At 75.4% G+C, this 16,323-nt stretch carries 14 protein-coding genes; 12 read left to right on the top strand and 2 right to left on the bottom strand.

Translation table 11 applies throughout. From position 1 onward, the window contains the following. Nucleotides 1-7: 7 nt before the first annotated feature. On the bottom strand, nt 8-2,194 hold the full coding sequence (locus CR162_RS10725) for a protein-disulfide reductase DsbD family protein (protein WP_245870263.1): 2,187 nt from the start codon (nt 2,192-2,194) through the stop codon (nt 8-10). Nucleotides 2,195-2,450: 256 nt separating this feature from the next. Here CR162_RS10725 and hrpB point away from each other — a divergent pair, with 256 nt between their 5' ends. From hrpB to CR162_RS10680, 10 genes are all read left to right on the top strand, one after another. Continuing rightward, nucleotides 2,451-4,934 carry an ATP-dependent helicase HrpB gene (gene hrpB, locus CR162_RS10720; protein ID WP_099095550.1) on the top strand — a complete coding sequence of 828 codons (2,484 nt, stop codon included), beginning with the start codon at nt 2,451-2,453 and terminating at the stop codon, nt 4,932-4,934. Nucleotides 4,935-5,109: 175 nt separating this feature from the next. After that, nucleotides 5,110-6,189, top strand: a complete 1,080-nt coding sequence (locus CR162_RS10715; RefSeq protein WP_099095549.1) for a S1C family serine protease — start codon at nt 5,110-5,112, stop codon at nt 6,187-6,189. Nucleotides 6,190-6,397: 208 nt separating this feature from the next. Continuing rightward, on the top strand, nt 6,398-6,556 hold the full coding sequence (locus tag CR162_RS22385; protein WP_176559810.1) for a hypothetical protein: 159 nt from the start codon (nt 6,398-6,400) through the stop codon (nt 6,554-6,556). Continuing rightward, the gene (locus CR162_RS10710) at nt 6,553-7,608 is read left to right on the top strand and encodes a FecCD family ABC transporter permease (protein ID WP_099095548.1); all 1,056 of its coding nucleotides are present in this window, start codon (nt 6,553-6,555) and stop codon (nt 7,606-7,608) included. Before CR162_RS22385 ends, CR162_RS10710 begins: the two co-directional genes overlap by 4 nt. Then, nucleotides 7,605-8,384, top strand: coding sequence for an ABC transporter ATP-binding protein (locus CR162_RS10705; protein WP_099095547.1), 780 nt, complete (start codon nt 7,605-7,607; stop codon nt 8,382-8,384). The genes CR162_RS10710 and CR162_RS10705 overlap by 4 nt, the downstream gene beginning before the upstream one ends. Before the next feature lie 183 nt (nt 8,385-8,567). Further along, nucleotides 8,568-9,248, top strand: a complete 681-nt coding sequence (locus CR162_RS10700; protein ID WP_099095546.1) for a response regulator transcription factor — start codon at nt 8,568-8,570, stop codon at nt 9,246-9,248. Between the two features lie 24 nt (nt 9,249-9,272). Continuing rightward, nucleotides 9,273-10,691 carry a sensor histidine kinase gene (locus CR162_RS10695; protein ID WP_099095545.1) on the top strand — a complete coding sequence of 473 codons (1,419 nt, stop codon included), beginning with the start codon at nt 9,273-9,275 and terminating at the stop codon, nt 10,689-10,691. A gap of 58 nt (nt 10,692-10,749) precedes the next feature. Then, nucleotides 10,750-11,031, top strand: coding sequence for a hypothetical protein (locus CR162_RS10690; protein ID WP_099095544.1), 282 nt, complete (start codon nt 10,750-10,752; stop codon nt 11,029-11,031). A gap of 39 nt (nt 11,032-11,070) precedes the next feature. Further along, the gene (locus CR162_RS10685; protein ID WP_099095543.1) at nt 11,071-12,207 is read left to right on the top strand and encodes a YbfB/YjiJ family MFS transporter; all 1,137 of its coding nucleotides are present in this window, start codon (nt 11,071-11,073) and stop codon (nt 12,205-12,207) included. A gap of 227 nt (nt 12,208-12,434) precedes the next feature. Continuing rightward, nucleotides 12,435-12,866, top strand: coding sequence for a DUF1810 domain-containing protein (locus tag CR162_RS10680; RefSeq protein WP_099095542.1), 432 nt, complete (start codon nt 12,435-12,437; stop codon nt 12,864-12,866). Between the two features lie 54 nt (nt 12,867-12,920). Here CR162_RS10680 and CR162_RS10675 read toward each other — a convergent pair whose 3' ends face one another. After that, on the bottom strand, nt 12,921-13,925 hold the full coding sequence (locus CR162_RS10675) for an enoyl-CoA hydratase/isomerase family protein (protein ID WP_099095541.1): 1,005 nt from the start codon (nt 13,923-13,925) through the stop codon (nt 12,921-12,923). Between the two features lie 84 nt (nt 13,926-14,009). On the opposite strand from CR162_RS10675, the gene CR162_RS10670 reads away from it, so the two are divergent. Together CR162_RS10670 and CR162_RS10665 are read left to right on the top strand one after the other, a co-directional pair. Next, a complete protein-coding gene (locus CR162_RS10670) occupies nt 14,010-15,152 on the top strand; it encodes an ABC transporter ATP-binding protein (protein ID WP_245870262.1) in 1,143 nt (380 codons plus the stop codon). Nucleotides 15,153-15,258: 106 nt separating this feature from the next. Then, nucleotides 15,259-16,323: an ABC transporter substrate-binding protein gene (locus CR162_RS10665; RefSeq protein WP_099095539.1), complete on the top strand. Its 1,065-nt coding sequence runs from the start codon at nt 15,259-15,261 to the stop codon at nt 16,321-16,323.

Raw genomic sequence — 16,323 nt, 5'->3', positions numbered from 1 at the left:
GGCAGGCTCAGCCGGGGGGCAGGGCCTCCAGCACCAGGGATTCGGTGAGGATCTGCGGCAGCACGGCCGGCTCTCCCCCACCGGGCGGGTAGACCAGGTAGAGCGGCACGCCCTCGCGCCCATGGGCGCGCAGCACGGCGGCGATGGCGGGACCGCCATCCGTCCAGTCGCCCTTGAGATAGGCGATGTTGCGCTCCGCGAAGGCATCGCGCACCGCATCCGATTGCAGGGCGACGCGCTCGTTCACCTTGCAGGTGATGCACCAGGCGGCGGTCATGTTGACGAAGACGGGGCGCCCTTCGGCGCGCAGCTCGGCCAGCCGCGCCTCCGACCAGGGCTCTGCGCCCGGTTCGGCGGCGCTGGCGCGGGTGCCGGCGCTGGCGGGGGGCGTCATGGCGAGCGGCGGCAGCAGGGCCAGCGCCGCCAGCAGGGCAAGCGCGGCGCCGCCGCGCCCGGCCATCCGCCCGCGCCCGCCCCGCGCCTGCTGCGCCCGGCCCAGCGCCCAGGCGGCGAAGCCCACGGCGAGGCCCCCGGCCAGCGCCGCCGCCAGCCCTTCCGGCCCCACCTGCTGCGCCAGCACCCAGAGCAGCCACAGCGCCGCCGCGTACATCGGGAAGGCCAGGATCTCCTTCAGCCGCTCCATCCAGGCGCCGGGGCGGGGCAGGCGGTTGGCCAGCCCGGGGGCGAGGGCCAGCAGCGCATAGGGCGCGGCCATGCCGAGACCCATGGCGGCGAAGACGGCCAGCGTGGCGGCGGGCGGCATCAGCATGGCGGCGCCGATGGCGGCGGCCATGAAGGGCGCGGTGCAGGGCGTCGCCACCAGCACCGCGAGCCCGCCCGTGGCGAAGCTGCCGAGATGCCCGCCGCGGGCCGCGATGCCCGAGCCCAGCGCCACCGGCCCGCCGACCTGGAACACGCCGGACAGGTTCAGCCCCACCGCCAGCATCAGCCAGCCCATGCCGGCCACGAAGGCCGGCGCGGTGAACTGGAAGCCCCAGCCCGCCACGCCGCCGGCGGCGCGCAGCGCCATCATCACGCCGGCCAGCGCCAGGAAGGACAGCACCACGCCCGCCGTGTAGCTCAGCGCGTGGCCGCGCACCGCGCCACGCGCCGCGCCCGACAGCCGGGCGACGGCCATCGCCTTCATCGCCAGGATGGGGAAGACGCAGGGCATCAGGTTCAGGATCAGCCCGCCCAGCGCCGCCCAGAGCATGGCCCGCCACAGCGGCGGGGCCGCGCCCACGGGACCAGCGCCCACGGGACCAGCGCCCAGGGAACCAGCGCCCAGGCTGCCCCCGCCGAGCATGCCCGCATCGGCGAGCTGCGCCGGCAGCGCGCCCGGCGTGGCGGCGATGTCATAGGCGCTGCGGGTGCCGCCCGCGTCGGTCAGCACGAGCACGCCCCGCAAGGGGCCTGGCGGCAGCGGCGCCGCGCCACGCGGCAGGCCGATGCGCAGGGCGCCCTCGGCCAGCCGCACGGGCTGCGGCGCGGCATGGTCCAGCACGCCCCATTCGGCGGGGAAGAAATGCGCCTCCCGCACCAGGGCGGGTGAAAGCGCCGGCCCTTCCAGCCGCAGCGCCCCCTGCTGGCCCTCGAAGCCGAGCGCGGCGTTCCAGGGGGAGGGGCGGGGCAGGGCGGCCTCGGCGGCGCGGAAATCGGCGGCCAGCGCGGCGTCGGGGCGCGGCGCGGCCTCCACCGGCAGGTCGAGGCGGAACACGCCCTCCTCCGGGATGCACACCTTCTCGCACACCAGCCAGCTCGCCTGCGCCTCCACCGTGAACACGTCGCCCGGGCGCAGCGTGGCGGGGGGCGTCACCGTCAGCGGCAGCAGCACGGCGTTCTCGTAGCCGTAGTTCACCAGCGGGCCGAAGGGGATGCGCTCCGGCGCCGGCCAGTCGAAGCCGGTGGCGCTCGCCCCCTCGGGCAGGGTGAGGCCGATCTCGGGCGGCGTGCCGGCATCGCCCGGATTGCTCCAGTAGGTGTGCCAGCCCGGCGCCAGGACCTGCTTCAGCCCGAGGCGGAAGGGCTGGCCGGGTGCCACCGCCTCCAGCTCCGCCGCCAGGGTCATGCTGGCCCGCTCGGAGCGCGCGGGCACGCTTTCCAGCGCCTGGGCGCCCGGAGCCGGGAGGGAGGCCAGCAGGAAGGCCAGGACAGGGGCAGCCAGGGCCAGCGGTGAAGGCGGGGCGCGCAACATGGAGGGGATGAAACCTTTTCGGTGCGGCGAAGGGAAGGGGAGCGGGGTAACGAAACGTGTCGCCCCCGCCGCCCCGCCTTCGCGCCCAGCATATGGGGCCGGCTCCGCGCCTGTCAGGGTTTCCGTCGCGCGGCCGGGGGCTGTTTCCGCCCTGGCTCCGCATCGTCCTCCGCGCCGCGCCCCTTCCCACGCGCCCGGCCCCCCGCCCCCGGTCCCAACTGGCCGCCCACCGCCGGTTTGCGCTACAGGCAGGGCCATGGATGCCCTGCCCCCGCTGCCCGTCACCGAAGCCCTGCCGCGCCTGCTCGATGCACTGCGCGTCATGCGGGACGACAGGGCGCCGAACGCCGTGCTGGTGGCCCCGCCGGGCGCCGGCAAGACGACCCTGGTGCCGCTCGCGCTCCGCCACGAGCCCTGGGCGCAGGGACAGAAAATCGTCGTGCTGGAGCCGCGCCGCGTCGCCGCCCGCGCCGCCGCGCGCCGCATGGCCGACCTGCTGGGCGAGAAGGTGGGGCAGACGGTGGGCCTGGCCACCCGGCTGGAGCGCGCCGTTTCCGCCGCCACCCGCATCGAGGTGGTGACGGAAGGGCTGCTGGTGCGCCGGCTGCAGACCGACCCCGGGCTGGAAGGCACGGCGGCGGTGCTGTTCGACGAGGCGCATGAGCGCAACCTCGACACAGACCTCGCCCTCGCCCTGTGCCTGGATCTCCAGCGCGGGCTGCGGCCGGAGCTGCGCCTGCTGGCCATGTCCGCCACCATCGAGACGGAAGGGTTCTCGCGGCTGATGGGCGGGGCGCCGGTCATCGAGAGCCTCGGCCGTGCCTGGCCGGTGGCCGTCCACCACCGCCCGCGCGACATCCAGGACCCGCGCGACCTGCCCGAGGCCATGGCCAGCGCTATTCGCGGCGCGCTGGTGGAGCACCCGGGCGACGTGCTGGCCTTTCTCCCCGGCTGGGGCGAGATCCGCCGCACCGCCGAGCGGCTGGGGGGCGTGAAGGCGGATGTGCTGCCGCTGCATGGCGAGCTGCCGCCGGCCGAGCAGGACCGCGCGCTCAACCCTTCCCCCAACCGCAAGGTGGTTCTGGCCACCTCCATTGCCGAAACCTCGCTGACCGTGCCGGGCGTGCGCATCGTGGTCGATGGCGGCTTCCGCCGCGCGCCGCGCCTCGACCCGGCGACGGGCCTCGCGCGGCTGGCCACGCTGCGCATCTCCCGCGCGAGCGCCGAGCAGCGGGCGGGGCGCGCCGGCCGCACCGAGCCGGGCGTCGCCATCCGCCTCTGGACCGAGGCGCTGCACCGCGGCCTGCCGCTCTCCGACCGGCCCGAGATCCTGGAAAGCGAGCTGTCCGGCCTGGCGCTCGATTGCGCCGCCTGGGGCGGCGAGCCGGAGGCGATGGCCTTTCTCGACCCGCCGCCCGCCGGCCAGCTCGCCGCCGCCCGCGCCCTGCTGCGCGACCTCGACGCGCTGGACGCGCAGGGGCGCATCACCGCTATGGGCCGGCGCATGGCGCGGCTCGGCACCCATCCGCGGCTGGCCCGCATGATGGCCGAGGCGGCGGATGCGGAGGAGGCCGCGCTGGCCGCCGAGCTCGCCGCGCTGCTGGAGGAGCGCGACCCGATCCGCGGCCGCGAGGCGCCCTCCGACATCCAGCTCCGCCTCGACCTGCTGCACGGCGCCGACGACCCGAACGCCGACCGCGCCGCGCTGGGCCGCATCCGCCGCGCCGTGTCGCTGCACCGGCGGCGGCTCGGCGTGCCGGGCGGCACGGAGGCGGCGGGGGATGCCGGGCTGCTGCTGGCCGCCGGCTTCCCCGACCGCATCGCCGCCCGGCGCGGCAGCATGGACGGCGCCTTCCGCCTCGCCGGGCTTTCGGGCTCCGGCTCCGCCGGGGGCCAGGGCGCCCGCCTGCCGGCCACCGACCGCCTCGGCAAGTCCCCCTTGCTGGCGGTGGCAGACCTGGAGCTGGCCGGCACCGAGGCCCGGATCCGCATGGCCGCGCCGCTGACGCGCGAGGCGCTGGAGCGGAAATTCCCGGAGCGGCTGGTGCGCGAGGAGGGCGCCTCCTTCGATGCGCGGGCCGGCGCGGTCGTGGCGAGGCGGCGCCTGCGCCTCGGCCCGCTGGTGCTGGAGGAAAGCACCCTGCCGCATGCCGACCCGGCGGCGCTCGCCACGGCGCTGGCCGAGGCCGCCGCCGGCCGCGCCTTCCGCGACCTGGACTGGACCGAGGCCGCCCGCCAGTTCCGCGCCCGCATCGCCCGCATGCACGCCCTGGAGCCGGAAGGCTGGCCCGACGTTTCCGACGCCGCCCTGGCCGCGACTGCGGCCGAGTGGCTGGCTCCCTGGCTTTCCGGCATGACGCGCCTCGCCCAGCTCCGGGGGCTCGACGTGGTGGCGCTGCTGCGCGGCCTGCTGCCCCACGCCGCGAAGAAGGCGCTGGACGCGGCCTTGCCGCCGCGCCTCGCTTTGCCGAATGGCCGCGCCGCCCCCATCGACTATGCCGGCGAGGTGCCGCGGCTGGAGGCGAGGGCGCAATGGCTGTTCGGTCTGTCCACATTGCCGCCGCTGGCCGGCGGGCGTATCCCGCTGCAGGTGGCGCTGCTTTCGCCCGCCGGGCGGCCGATCGCCGTGACGGCCGACCTGCCGGGCTTCTGGCGGGGCGCCTGGGCGGATGTGCGCAAGGACATGCGCGGCCGCTACCCCCGCCACGACTGGCCGGAAGACCCGGCCCGCGCCGGCTGAGGCGCGCGCCCTGCAACCCGCGCGCGCCCTGACGGCTTGCGCAACGGCAAGCCCCTCCCGCACAACATGCGGGCGGAGCGCGCCGGCCTTCCCCCCTGGCATGCCGCCGCTCCGCCCCGACGATGCCCCCGCGGCTCGCGCCGCAGCCCACGCCGCCGAAGGAATGCACGCCCCCATGCCTGCCGCCCCCCGCCGCTCCCTCCTCTTTGCCTTCGCCGGCCTGGCGGTGCTGCCGGCCTGCGGGCTGGTCCCCTCCGCCGCCCTGGCGCAGCGGGGCACGGTGCCGGACTTCGCCGACCTGGCCGAGCAGGTGCTGCCCGCCGTGGTCAACATCGCCGTGCTGTCCGAGCAGACCACGACGCAGATCCCGCCCGAGCTGCGCGGCACGCCCTTCGAGCGCTATTTCCGCGAGCGGCGCGGCCGCCAGCAGGTGCAGGGCGCGGGCTCGGGCTTCGTGATCGACCCGGCGGGCTATGTGGTCACCAACAACCATGTGGTGGGCAACGCGGCCCGCGTCGTCGTCTCGCTGCAGGACGGCACGGAGCTGCCCGCCCGCGTCGTCGGCACGGACGAGCTGACGGACCTCGCCCTGCTGCGCGTCGAGCCGCGCGGGGCGCTGGCGGCGGTGCCCTGGGGCAATTCCGGCTCGGTGCGGGTGGGGCAGTGGGTGCTGGCGGCGGGCAACCCGTTCGGCCTGGGCGGCACCGTCACCTCCGGCATCGTCTCGGCGCGCGGGCGCGAGATCGGCGCCGGGCCGTTCGACGACTTCATCCAGACCGACGCCGCCATCAACCCCGGCAACTCGGGCGGCCCGCTGTTCAACGCGGTGGGCGAGGTGATCGGCATCAACACCGCCATCTACTCGCCCTCCGGCGCCTCGGCCGGCATCGGCTTCGCCACGCCCTCGGACCTCGCGCGCGGGGTCATCGAGCAGCTGCGGCGCGACGGGCGGGTGGAGCGCGGCTGGCTCGGCGTCGCGGTGCAGGATGTGGGGGAGGAGGCGACGCCCGGCGGCCGCAACCGCGGCGTGCAGATCCAGAGCGTGGAGCGCGGCAGCCCCGCCGCCCGCGCCGGGCTGCGCCAGGGCGACATCGTCACGGCGCTGAACGGGGAGCGGGTGGAAACCTCCCGCGCGCTGATCCGCGGCGTGGCGGGCACCCCGCCAGGCCAGACCATCCGCGTGACGCTGCAGCGCGAGGGGCGGCAGCGGGAGATGGCGGTGCAGGTCGGCCGCCGCCCCGGCGGCGCCGGCTGAGAGGCGCGTGGGCGGGCGCCCTCCACGGCACCCGCCCTGTTCCCGGCCTGGCGAAGCCGCTTCCGGCCTCGGGAGGGGAAAGCGGCGCGCGGCCGCGCCGCGCCCATGGCCGGCCCGCGCGGCGGAGGCGCGAGAAGGGCTTGGTCTGGCAGATGCGAATGATTATGGATTGCCGGATTATCCGCCCCTGCTGGAAGGGTCCCTCCCGTTGAAGCTTCTTCGCCTGTCCCGCGCCAGGGTGCCGCTGCCGCCCGGCACCGCGCCGACCGTGCCGCGCGATGCCGCCGGCCGGGAAGGGGCGCCGTTCGGCCCGGCGCCGGGAGGCCGCCTCCGGCCCGCCGCCGCCGTGGCGGGGGACATGCGTTGAGCGGCGCCGCCGCGACCCTGGCGGGGGCCGCCGGCTACCGCGCGCTGGTGCTGCGGCGCGCGGCGCTGCTGGCGCTGCTGGCCGTGCTGCTCGGCGCCTCGCTGCTGCTCGACGTCGCCACCGGCTCGTCCCGCCTTGGCCTCGCCGACGTGGCCAGGGTGTTGCTGAACCCGGCCTCGGCCAGCGGCCCGGTTTCCGTCATCGTGTGGGACGTGCGGCTGCCCTATGCCGTGATGGCCGTGCTGGTGGGCGCGGCGCTCGCCCTGGCGGGGGCCGAGATGCAGACGGTGCTGAACAACCCGCTGGCCAGCCCCTTCACGCTGGGCGTCTCCTCCGCCGCCTCGCTGGGCGCGGCGCTGGCCATCGTGCTGGGCGTCGGCATCCCCTGGGTGCCGCAGGAATGGCTGCTCTCGGGCAATGCCTTCCTGTTCGCCCTCGCCTCGGTGCTGCTGCTGCGCAGCCTGTCGCGCCTGCGCGGGGCGGGGGTGGAGGCGCTGGTGCTGTTCGGCATCGCGCTGGTCTTCGCCTTCAACGCGGCGGTGGCGCTGCTGCAGTTCGTCGCCACCGAGCAGGCGCTGCAGCAGCTCGTCTTCTGGTCGATGGGCAGCCTGGCGCGCGCCACCTGGCCCAAGATCGGCATCCTGGCGCTGGCGCTGGCGCTCGCCATCCCCTTCACCGCCCGCGCCGCCTGGAAGCTCACCGCGCTGCGGCTGGGCGAGGAGCGGGCGCTGTCCTTCGGCATCGACGCCAACCGCCTGCGCGACGGCGCGCTGCTGCGCGTCAGCCTGCTTTCGGCCGTCTCGGTCGCCTTTGTGGGCACCATCGGCTTCATCGGGCTGGTCGGGCCGCACGCGGCGCGGCTGATGGTGGGGGAGGACCACCGCTTCTTCCTGCCCGCCGCGGCGCTGTGCGGCGCGCTGCTGCTCTCGCTCTCCTCGGTGGCCAGCAAGCTGCTGGTGCCGGGGCTGATGGTGCCGGTCGGCATCGTCACCGCCCTGGTCGGCGTGCCGGTCTTCGTGCTGCTGGTCTTCACCCGGGGGCGCCGCGCGTGACGCTGGAGATCGAGCGGCTCACCCTGGGCTATGGCCGCCGCCTCGTCCTGCGCGACGTGAGCCTGGAGCCGCTGCCGGGCGGCGCCATCACCGCGCTGATCGGGCCGAACGGCGCCGGCAAGTCCACCCTGCTGCGTGGGCTGGCGGGGCTGCTGCCGGCGCGCGGCTCGGTGCGGCTCGAGGGCGAGGAGATGATCGGCCAGTCTCTGGAGCGGCGGGCGCGGCGCATCGCCTACATGCCGCAGAGCCTGCCGCAGGGCGTGGCGCTGACGGTGATGGAGGCGCTGGTCGGCGCGCTGAAGGCGAGCCCCACGGAGGAGGGCGTGCTGTCCGCCCGCGCCGCCGCCGGCCGCGCCCTGGAGTTGCTGGAGCGCCTTGGCATCGCCGAGCTGGCGCTGGTCGGGCTGGACCGGCTCTCGGGCGGGCAGCGGCAGCTCGCCGGGCTCGCCCAGGCCCTGGTGCGCCGCCCCCGCGTGCTGCTGCTGGACGAGCCGACCAGCGCGCTCGACCTGCGCCACCAGCTCGGCGTGATGCGGCTGGTGCGGGAGCTGACGCGGCAGCACGGGCTGGTGACGGTGCTGGTGGTGCACGACCTGGCGCTGGCCGCGCGCTTCGCCGAGCGCGTGGCGGTGATCGGCGAGGGCCGGCTGCGCGCCCAGGGCACGCCGGAGGCGACGCTGACGCCGGCGATGCTGGCCGATGTCTATGGCGTCTCCGCGCGGGTGGAGCGCTGCTCGCTCGGCCATCTCCAGGTGCTGGCCGACGCGCCGCTCTGAAGCCGGGCGGGCGGCGCCGGCAGGACAGGGCAGGGCAGGGCAGGGCCGGCATCCCGCTCCCGCTCCCGCTCTCCTGCTCTGGCGCGCGGGCGCGGGCCGGGGCATGTTGGCCGGCCCGGCGCGCCATGGATGAGGCCCTCCGCTTCCGCGGGGCCGGCACGCCGCGACAAGGAGCGCAGCACCATGCGAATTCTGCTGGTGGAGGATGATGCCGAGGTGGGCCGCTTCGTGAAGAAGGGCCTGCAGGAGGCGGGGCACACGGTCGAGCACACCACCAACGGGCGGGACGGCCTGTTCATGGCGGCGGGCGAGAGCTTCGACCTGCTGGTGCTCGACCGGATGCTGCCTGGCGGCGTCGATGGCGTGCGGCTGGTGGAAACGCTGCGCGGCCAGGGCAACCACACGCCTGTGCTGTTCCTCTCGGCCATGTCGGGGGTGGATGAGCGGGTGAAGGGCCTCAAGGCGGGCGGCGACGACTACCTGGTGAAGCCCTTCGCCTTCGCCGAGCTGCTGGCGCGCGTCGAGGCGCTGGGCCGCCGGCCTGCGGTGGACGCGCCGGCCACGCGCCTCAAGGTGGCCGACCTGGAGCTCGACCTGCTGTCCCGCACCGTGACCCGCGCGGGCAAGAAGATCGACATCCAGCCGCGCGAGTTCCGGCTGCTGGAGCACCTGATGCGCCATGTCGGGCAGGTGGTGACGCGCACCATGCTGCTGGAGAAGGTGTGGGACTACCATTTCGACCCGCAGACCAACGTGATCGACGTGCACGTCTCCCGCCTGCGGCAGAAGCTGGACAAGGGGCAGGACAGGCCGCTGATCCACACGGTGCGCAACGCCGGCTACATGATCCGCGCCGAGCCGTGAGCCGCCGGACGTGAAGGGCGCCTGATGCCCCACACGCGGCGGCGGCAGCAGCACCCCGGCCCCCTCTGGCGCCTGCTTTCCTCGGCCGGATTCCGCTTCGCGCTGCTGTTCGCCGTGGTGTTCCTGGCGGCCGGGCTGGCCTTCGCCGGGGTGCTCTGGTGGGGCACCGCCGGCACGCTGGAGCGGCAGACGGATTCCGCCATCCGCGCCGACGCCATGGCGCTGGCCGAGCGCGGGCGCGATTCCGGCCTCGCCGTGCTGGCCGAGGCGGTGGAGGAGCGGCTGGCGCTGGATGCGGAAGGGCTGTCCATCTACCTGCTGCTGGACCCGTCGGGGCGGCGGCTGGCCGGCAACCTCGCCGCCCTGCCGCCGCCACGCTCGGGCGACAGCTCCTGGTACCGCCTCAACGTGGAGCACGAGGACACCGGCCCGGGCGAGGCGCGGCTGCTGGTGCTGGACCTGCCGGATGGCAGCAAGCTGGCGGTGGGGCGCGAGGTGAGCGAGAAGGGCCGCCTGCGCGCCCTGCTCACCGAGGGGCTGGCCTGGGCGGCGGGGGCGGCGCTGTTCTTCGCGCTGCTCGGTGCCTGGCTGATGCGCCGGGCGCTGGAGCGGCGGCTGACGCCGGCCGCGACCACCGCCGCGCTGATCGCCGGCGGCGACCTCTCGCAGCGCGTGCCGCTCTCGCTGCATGACGACGAGTTCGACCGGCTGGGCGCCAGCATGAACGCCATGCTGGACCGCATCGCCCACCTGATGGACGGCGTGCGCGGGGTGTCGGACGCCATCGCGCACGACCTGCGCACGCCCATCGCCCGCGCCCGCAACGGGCTGGAGGAGGCGCTGCTGAGCGAGGCGGACGACCCCGCGACGCTGCGCGGCGCGATCGAGCGCGGCATCGCCGACCTCGACAACGTCACCCGCGTGTTCCAGGCGGTGCTGCGCATCGCCGAGGTGGAGGCGGGCGCGCGCCGCGCCGCCTTCGCCCCGCTCGACCTGTCCCTGCTGCTGGCCGACGCCGCCGAGCTTTACGGCGCCTCGGCCGAGGCGCGCGGCCAGACGCTGAACACCCTCTGGCCGGAAAGCCTGCCCCTGGTGGGGGACCGCGACCTGCTGCTGCAGGTGGTGGCCAACCTGCTGGACAACGCGGTGAAGTTCACCGCCCCCCACGGCACCATCGTCCTGTCCGCCTGGCGCGAGGCGGACTGGGTGGTGGTGCGGGTGGCCGATGAGGGGCCGGGCCTCTCGGCCCAGGACCGGACGCGGGTGGGCGAGCGGTTCTTCCGCGCCGATTCCGCCCGCACCACGCCGGGCTCGGGGCTCGGCCTCTCGCTGGTGCGGGCGGTGGTGCAGCTGCATGGCGGGGCGCTGTGGTTCGAGGATGCGGGCGGGCCGCCCGGCCAGCCGGGCTTGGCGGTGCTGTTCCGCCTCCCCGTCGCCGCATGACCCATGCTTCATGCGCCGCCCACCGGAGGGCAGGGGGCGCGCCTCCAGGATGGGCGCCATGCTGCTCCGCCTTTCCTGGCTGCTGGCCCTGCTGCTTGCCGCCCTGCCGGCCCGGGGCGCCGAGTTGCGGCTGCTGCCGCCCGGCCTCGCCTATTGCGACGAGCTGGCCGCCCGCTTCTCGCGCCTTCCCGGCGCCCGGCAGGACGCCGCGCGCGGCCTGGCGGCGGAGGGCGGCAGGCTGTGCGAGGCGGGGCATGCCCGCGCCGGCGTGGCCAGGCTGCGCCGGGCGCTGCGCGCCGCCCAGGGCGCGCCGCGGCTGGCCAGGTCCGCCCACCCCTGAGCGCGCCGCGCCCGGCCGGCGGCAAGGCGGCGGCCGGTGATGCGCGTGGCCCTGGCGGGGGCGGGGGCGCTCTGCGCCGGCATCGGGCTGGCGCGCTTCGCCTATGTGCCGCTCTTTCCCGCCATGGTGGCGGCCGGGTGGGTGGAGGGGGGCGAGGCCGGGCTGCTCGGTGCCTGCAACCTCACCGGCTACCTGGCGGGCGCGCTGGGCGGGCGGGCGCTGGGGCGGCGCCTCGGCGTGCCGGCGGCGCTGGATGCGGGCATGGCGCTGGTGGTGCTCTCCTTCCTGGCCTGCGCGCTGCACGGCCCGGGCCTCGCCTGGCTGCTCTGGCTGGCGCTGTGGCGCGGCCTCGCGGGGCTGGCGGGAGGCATCCTGATGTCCCTGGCCGGCCCGGCGGTGCAGGCGGTGCTGCCGCCGGGGCAGCGCCCCGCCGCGGCGGGGGTGGTGGTGGCGGGGATCGGGGCGGGCGTGGTGGCGGGGGCGCTGGCGGTGCCGGCGCTGGTGCCGTCCGGCCTGCCGCTGGCCTGGGCGGGGCTCGGGCTGCTGTCGCTGCTGGTCTGGCTCGGGCTGCGGCGCGGCTGGCCGGCGCCGCCCGCCGCCGAGACCATGCGCCTGCCGGTGGGCCAGCCGGCGCCGCGCGCCGGGGCGCTGCTGCTGGCCTACCTGCTGTCCGCCATCGGCATGGTGCCGCCCATGGTCTACCTGGCCGATCTCGGCGTGCGCGGGCGCGGGCTGGAGGCGGCGGCCACGGCGCTGCTCTGGGTGCTGTTCGGGCTCGGCGCCGCGGCGGGCACGCTGCTGGGCGGGCGGCTTTCGGGGCGCATCGGGGGGCGGCGGACGCTGGCGCTGTGGATGGCGGTGCAGGTGGCGGCGCTCGGCCTGTGCCTGCTGCCCGGCGCGTCGGCGGTGCTGCTGGCGGCACCCCTCTGCGGCTTTGCCGGCGTCGGCGCCAGTGCCGTGGCCCTGGCGGCGGCGCGCGAGATCGGCGGCCTTTCGGCCGGCATCCTCTGGGCGCGCGCCACGGTGATCTACGCCCTGGCCCAGGCGGTGACGGGCTTCGCCCTGGCGGCGCTGTTCCATGCCACGGGGGAGAGCCATGCGGCGGTGTTCGGCGCCGGGCTGCTGGCCTCGCTGGCGGCGCTGGCGGTGGCCCATGCGGGGCGGCGCCCCGCCTGAACAAACAGCCGGGGCGGCGCCCCGCCTGAACAAACAGCCGGGGCGGCGCCCCGCCTGAACAAACAGCCGGGGCGGCGCCCCGCCTGAACCAACAACCGGGGCGGCGCCCCGCCTGAGCGGGCAACCCGGGCGGCGCCGTGCCTGAGCGGGCAACCGGCGTGGCGCCTCGCCCGATCGTGCGGGGCGGGGCGCTTCCCGGCGCGGCACCGGGCGTCCAGTGTCGCGGCATGACAGACCCGTTCGACCTCGCCCGCTTCGTCCAGGCCCAGGCGCCGGTCATCGGCCAGGTGCGGCGCGAGCTGGCGGAGGGGCGCAAGCGCAGCCACTGGATGTGGTTCGTCTTTCCGCAGCTGCGCGGCCTCGGCCACAGCGCGATGGCGCAGCGCTACGGCATCGCCTCGCTGGAGGAGGCGCGCGCCTATCTGGCCCATCCCGTACTCGGCGCCAGGCTCAGGGAATGCGCGGCGCTGATGAACGCCGCGCGGGGCCGCTCGGCGCACGAGATCCTGGGCAGCCCGGACGACATGAAGTTCCAGTCCAGCATGACGCTGTTCGCCCTGGCCGACCCGGCGGAGCCCGAGTTCGGCGCCGCCCTGGACAAGTACTACGGCGGCGCCCGCGACCGGCGCACCCTCGCCGCGCTCGCTCCCGGAAGCTGACGGGAAAACGAAAAAGGCTTTGGGGGAAAATCCATTCCCCCAAAGCCTTATCCCTCAGCCGAACATCGGCAGCACGTCCCCGAGCGGCTGCCAGTCGGGCTTGCCGTCCTTGTCCACCAGCACGGAGCGCACCCCTTCGGCGAAGTCCGGATGCCGGGTGACGCTGCGGGTCAGCACCAGCTCCTGTTCCAGGCAGCCCGCCAGGTCGAGCGTGGCGCCGCGCCGCAGCAGCTCCAGCGTCACCGCCACGCTGGTGGGGGAGACGCGGGCGAGGATGGCCTGCTGCTCGCGCGCCCAGTCCGTGCCCTCGGCCTCCAGCGCCGCCTCGATGCCGGCGCGGTCCTGCGGCCCGAAGCAGCGCTCGATGGCCGGGCGGAGCTCCGCGATGCGGCCTTGCGGCACGGCCTCGGCGAACCGCTCCACCACCGAGGCGTCGCCGCCTTCCAGCAGGGCGGCGCGCAAGGCGGGAAGCTTCGCGCGCGGCACGAAATGGGTGGCGAGGCCCGCCTCCACGCCCTCGGCGCCCTTCAGCCGGGCGCCGGTGAGGGCGATCCAGCGGCCCATCGCGCCGCTGGGCGAGCCGGCCAGGCGCGGCAGCACATAGCTGGTGCCGACATCGGGGAAAAGGGCGATGGCCGTTTCCGGCATGGCCAGCAGCGCGTGCTCGGACAGGATGCGGTGGCTGCCATGCACCGAGACGCCGAGGCCGCCGCCCATGCACACGCCGTCGATCAGGCTGACCCAGGGGCGCGGAAAGGTGGCGATGCCCTCGTTCACCGCGTATTCGCGGGTGAAGAAGGCCTCCACCGCGTCGAGGCGGCCATCCAGCACGTCCTGGCGCACCTGGCGCACGTCGCCGCCGGCGCAGAAGGCGCGGTCGCCGGCACCTTCCAGCAGCACCAGCCGCACCGAGGCGTCGTCCCGCCATTCGGCGAGGGCGGCGGCGAAGCCGTCGATCATGGCGAGGTCCAGCGCGTTGAGCGCGCGGGGGCGGTTCATGGTGAGACGGCCCACGGGACCTTCGCGCCGGATGATCAGGCTGGCTTCGGCTTCGGTCATCGACGATCCTCCAATCGGTTGCGCGGCGCAGGGTCGCGGCAGAGGCGGCGGTTGACAACCCGCCCGCCGCCGGGAATGCAGCGGATGACGGCACAGAAGCAGGGGATGAACAGGATGGCCGAGCCGCTGGTCCGCTTCGAGGGCGTGCGCAAGGCCTATGGCGCGGCGGCCTCCGGCTATGCCGTGCAGCGGCTGGACCTGGATGTGGAGAAGGGCGAGCTGCTGACCCTGCTCGGCCCGTCCGGCTCCGGCAAGACGACGACGCTGATGCTTCTGGCCGGCTTCGAGATGCCGAGCGAGGGGCGGATCCTGCTGGGGGGGCGGGACATCGCCCGCCTGCCGCCGCACAAGCGGGGCATCGGCGTGGTGTTCCAGTCCTATGCGCTGTTTCCGCATATGAGCGTGGCGGAGAACGTGGCCTTTTCGCTGGAGGTGCGCGGCGTGCCGAAGCCCGAGCGGGCGCGGCGGGTGGAGCGGGCGCTTTCGATGGTGCGGCTGGAGACGTTCGGGGAGCGGCGCCCGGCGCAGCTCTCGGGCGGGCAGCAGCAGCGCATCGCCCTGGCCCGCGCCATGGTGTTCGAGCCGCCCATCGTGCTGCTGGACGAGCCGCTGGGCGCGCTCGACAAGGCGCTGCGCGAGGAGATGCAGTACGAGATCCGCTCCCTGCACCAGCGCCTCGGCCTGACCATGATGTATGTCACCCACGACCAGCAGGAGGCGCTGACGCTGTCGGACCGCATCGCGGTGTTCGAGGGCGGGCGCATCCGCCAGCTCGCGCCCCCGCGCCGGCTCTACGAGCAGCCGGAGAACGCCTTTGTCGCCGGCTTCGTGGGCGAGAACAACCGGCTGCCGGGCACGGTGCGCAGCCACCCCGAGGGCGAGGGGCGGGACCGCGCCATCCGCGTGATGCTGGATGGCGGCACGGAGGTGCTGGCCCGCCCGGTGGATGCGGGCGCCCCGGGGAGCCGCTGCGTGGTGGCGGTGCGGCCCGAGCGGGTGGCGGTGGCCGCCATCCTGGCCTCCGAGATGGGGGAGGACGCGCTTTCCGCGCGGCTGGCGGAGGTGATCTTCCAGGGCGACCATGTGCGGCTGCGCCTGAGCCTCGGCGATGGCGCCGAGGTGGTGGCCAAGCGCCCGGTGGGGGGCGGCATGATGCCGGAGCCGGGCACGCTGGTCTCGGTCGCGTGGGACCCGGCGCATGCCCACGCCTTCGCCGCCGGGGGCTGAGCGGGAAGGCGGCGGGCGGGAAATCGCTTTGCCCTTCAACCCTCCCGTCTCCTGGCCTAGGCTGCGCGGCGGGAAAGCCGGCGGTCCCGGCCAGGGGAGCAAGACGATGCTGCGGAGAGGTTTCGGCGCCATGCTGGCGCTGGGTGTTGGCATCCTGGGTTGCGGCCTGCCGGGCGCCGGCGGCGCCCAGGCGCAGGGGCGCGACCTGACCATCGTCTCCTGGGGCGGCGCCTACCAGGACGCGCAGCGCGAGGTGTTCTTCCGCCCCTGGCAGCAGCAGAGCCAGGCGCGGCTGCTGGAGGAGACCTGGGATGGCGGCGTCGGCGTGCTGCGCGCCAAGATCCAGTCCGGCGCCAACAACTGGGACCTGGTGCAGGTGGAGAGCGAGGAGCTGCTGCTCGGCTGCGAGGAGGGATTGTTCGAGAAGATGGACTTCGCCGCCATCGGCGGGCGGGACCACTACATCCCCGAGGCGGTGAGCGAGTGCGGCGTCGGCAACATCCTCTATTCCTTCGTGCTGGCCTATGACCGCGCCCGCATGCCCGAGGGCCCGAAGAACTGGGCCGAGTTCTTCGACACGGCGAAGTTCCCCGGCAAGCGCGGCCTGCGCCGCGGCCCCAAGGTGACGCTGGAGATCGCGCTGCTGGCCGATGGCGTGGCGCCTTCCGAGGTCTACAGGCTGCTCGGCACCAATGCCGGCGTGGACCGCGCCTTCCGCAAGCTCGATCAGCTGAAGAAGGACATCATCTGGTGGGAGCGCGGCAGCCAGCCGCCGCAGCTCCTGGCCAGCGGCGAGGTCGCCATGACCAACGCCTATAACGGCCGCATCAGCGCCGCCAACCAGAATGACGGGCGCAACTTCGGCATCGCCTGGGCCGGCAACGTCTTCACCCTCGATTCCTGGGTGATCATGAAGGGCAGCCCGAACCGGCAGGCGGCGCTCGACTTCCTGAAATTCGTGGGCCAGCCCGACCGGCAGGCGGGGCTGCCGCCGCGTATCCCCTATGGCGTGACGGCCAAGGGCGCCAATGCCGGCCTGCCGCCGGCCGTGCTGGCCAACCTGCCCACCGCGCCGGAGAACATCGAGGGGGCGCTGCAGCTGAACGACCAGTTCTGGCTCGACAACCTCGACAAGCTGAACCAGCGCTTCAACAACTGGGTCTCGCGCTGA

This window comes from Teichococcus rhizosphaerae, assembly GCF_002631185.1.
Taxonomy (GTDB): domain Bacteria; phylum Pseudomonadota; class Alphaproteobacteria; order Acetobacterales; family Acetobacteraceae; genus Pseudoroseomonas; species Pseudoroseomonas rhizosphaerae.
The sequence above is the reverse complement of the archived record's forward strand: the minus strand, read 5'-3'. Positions and strand labels throughout refer to the sequence as shown.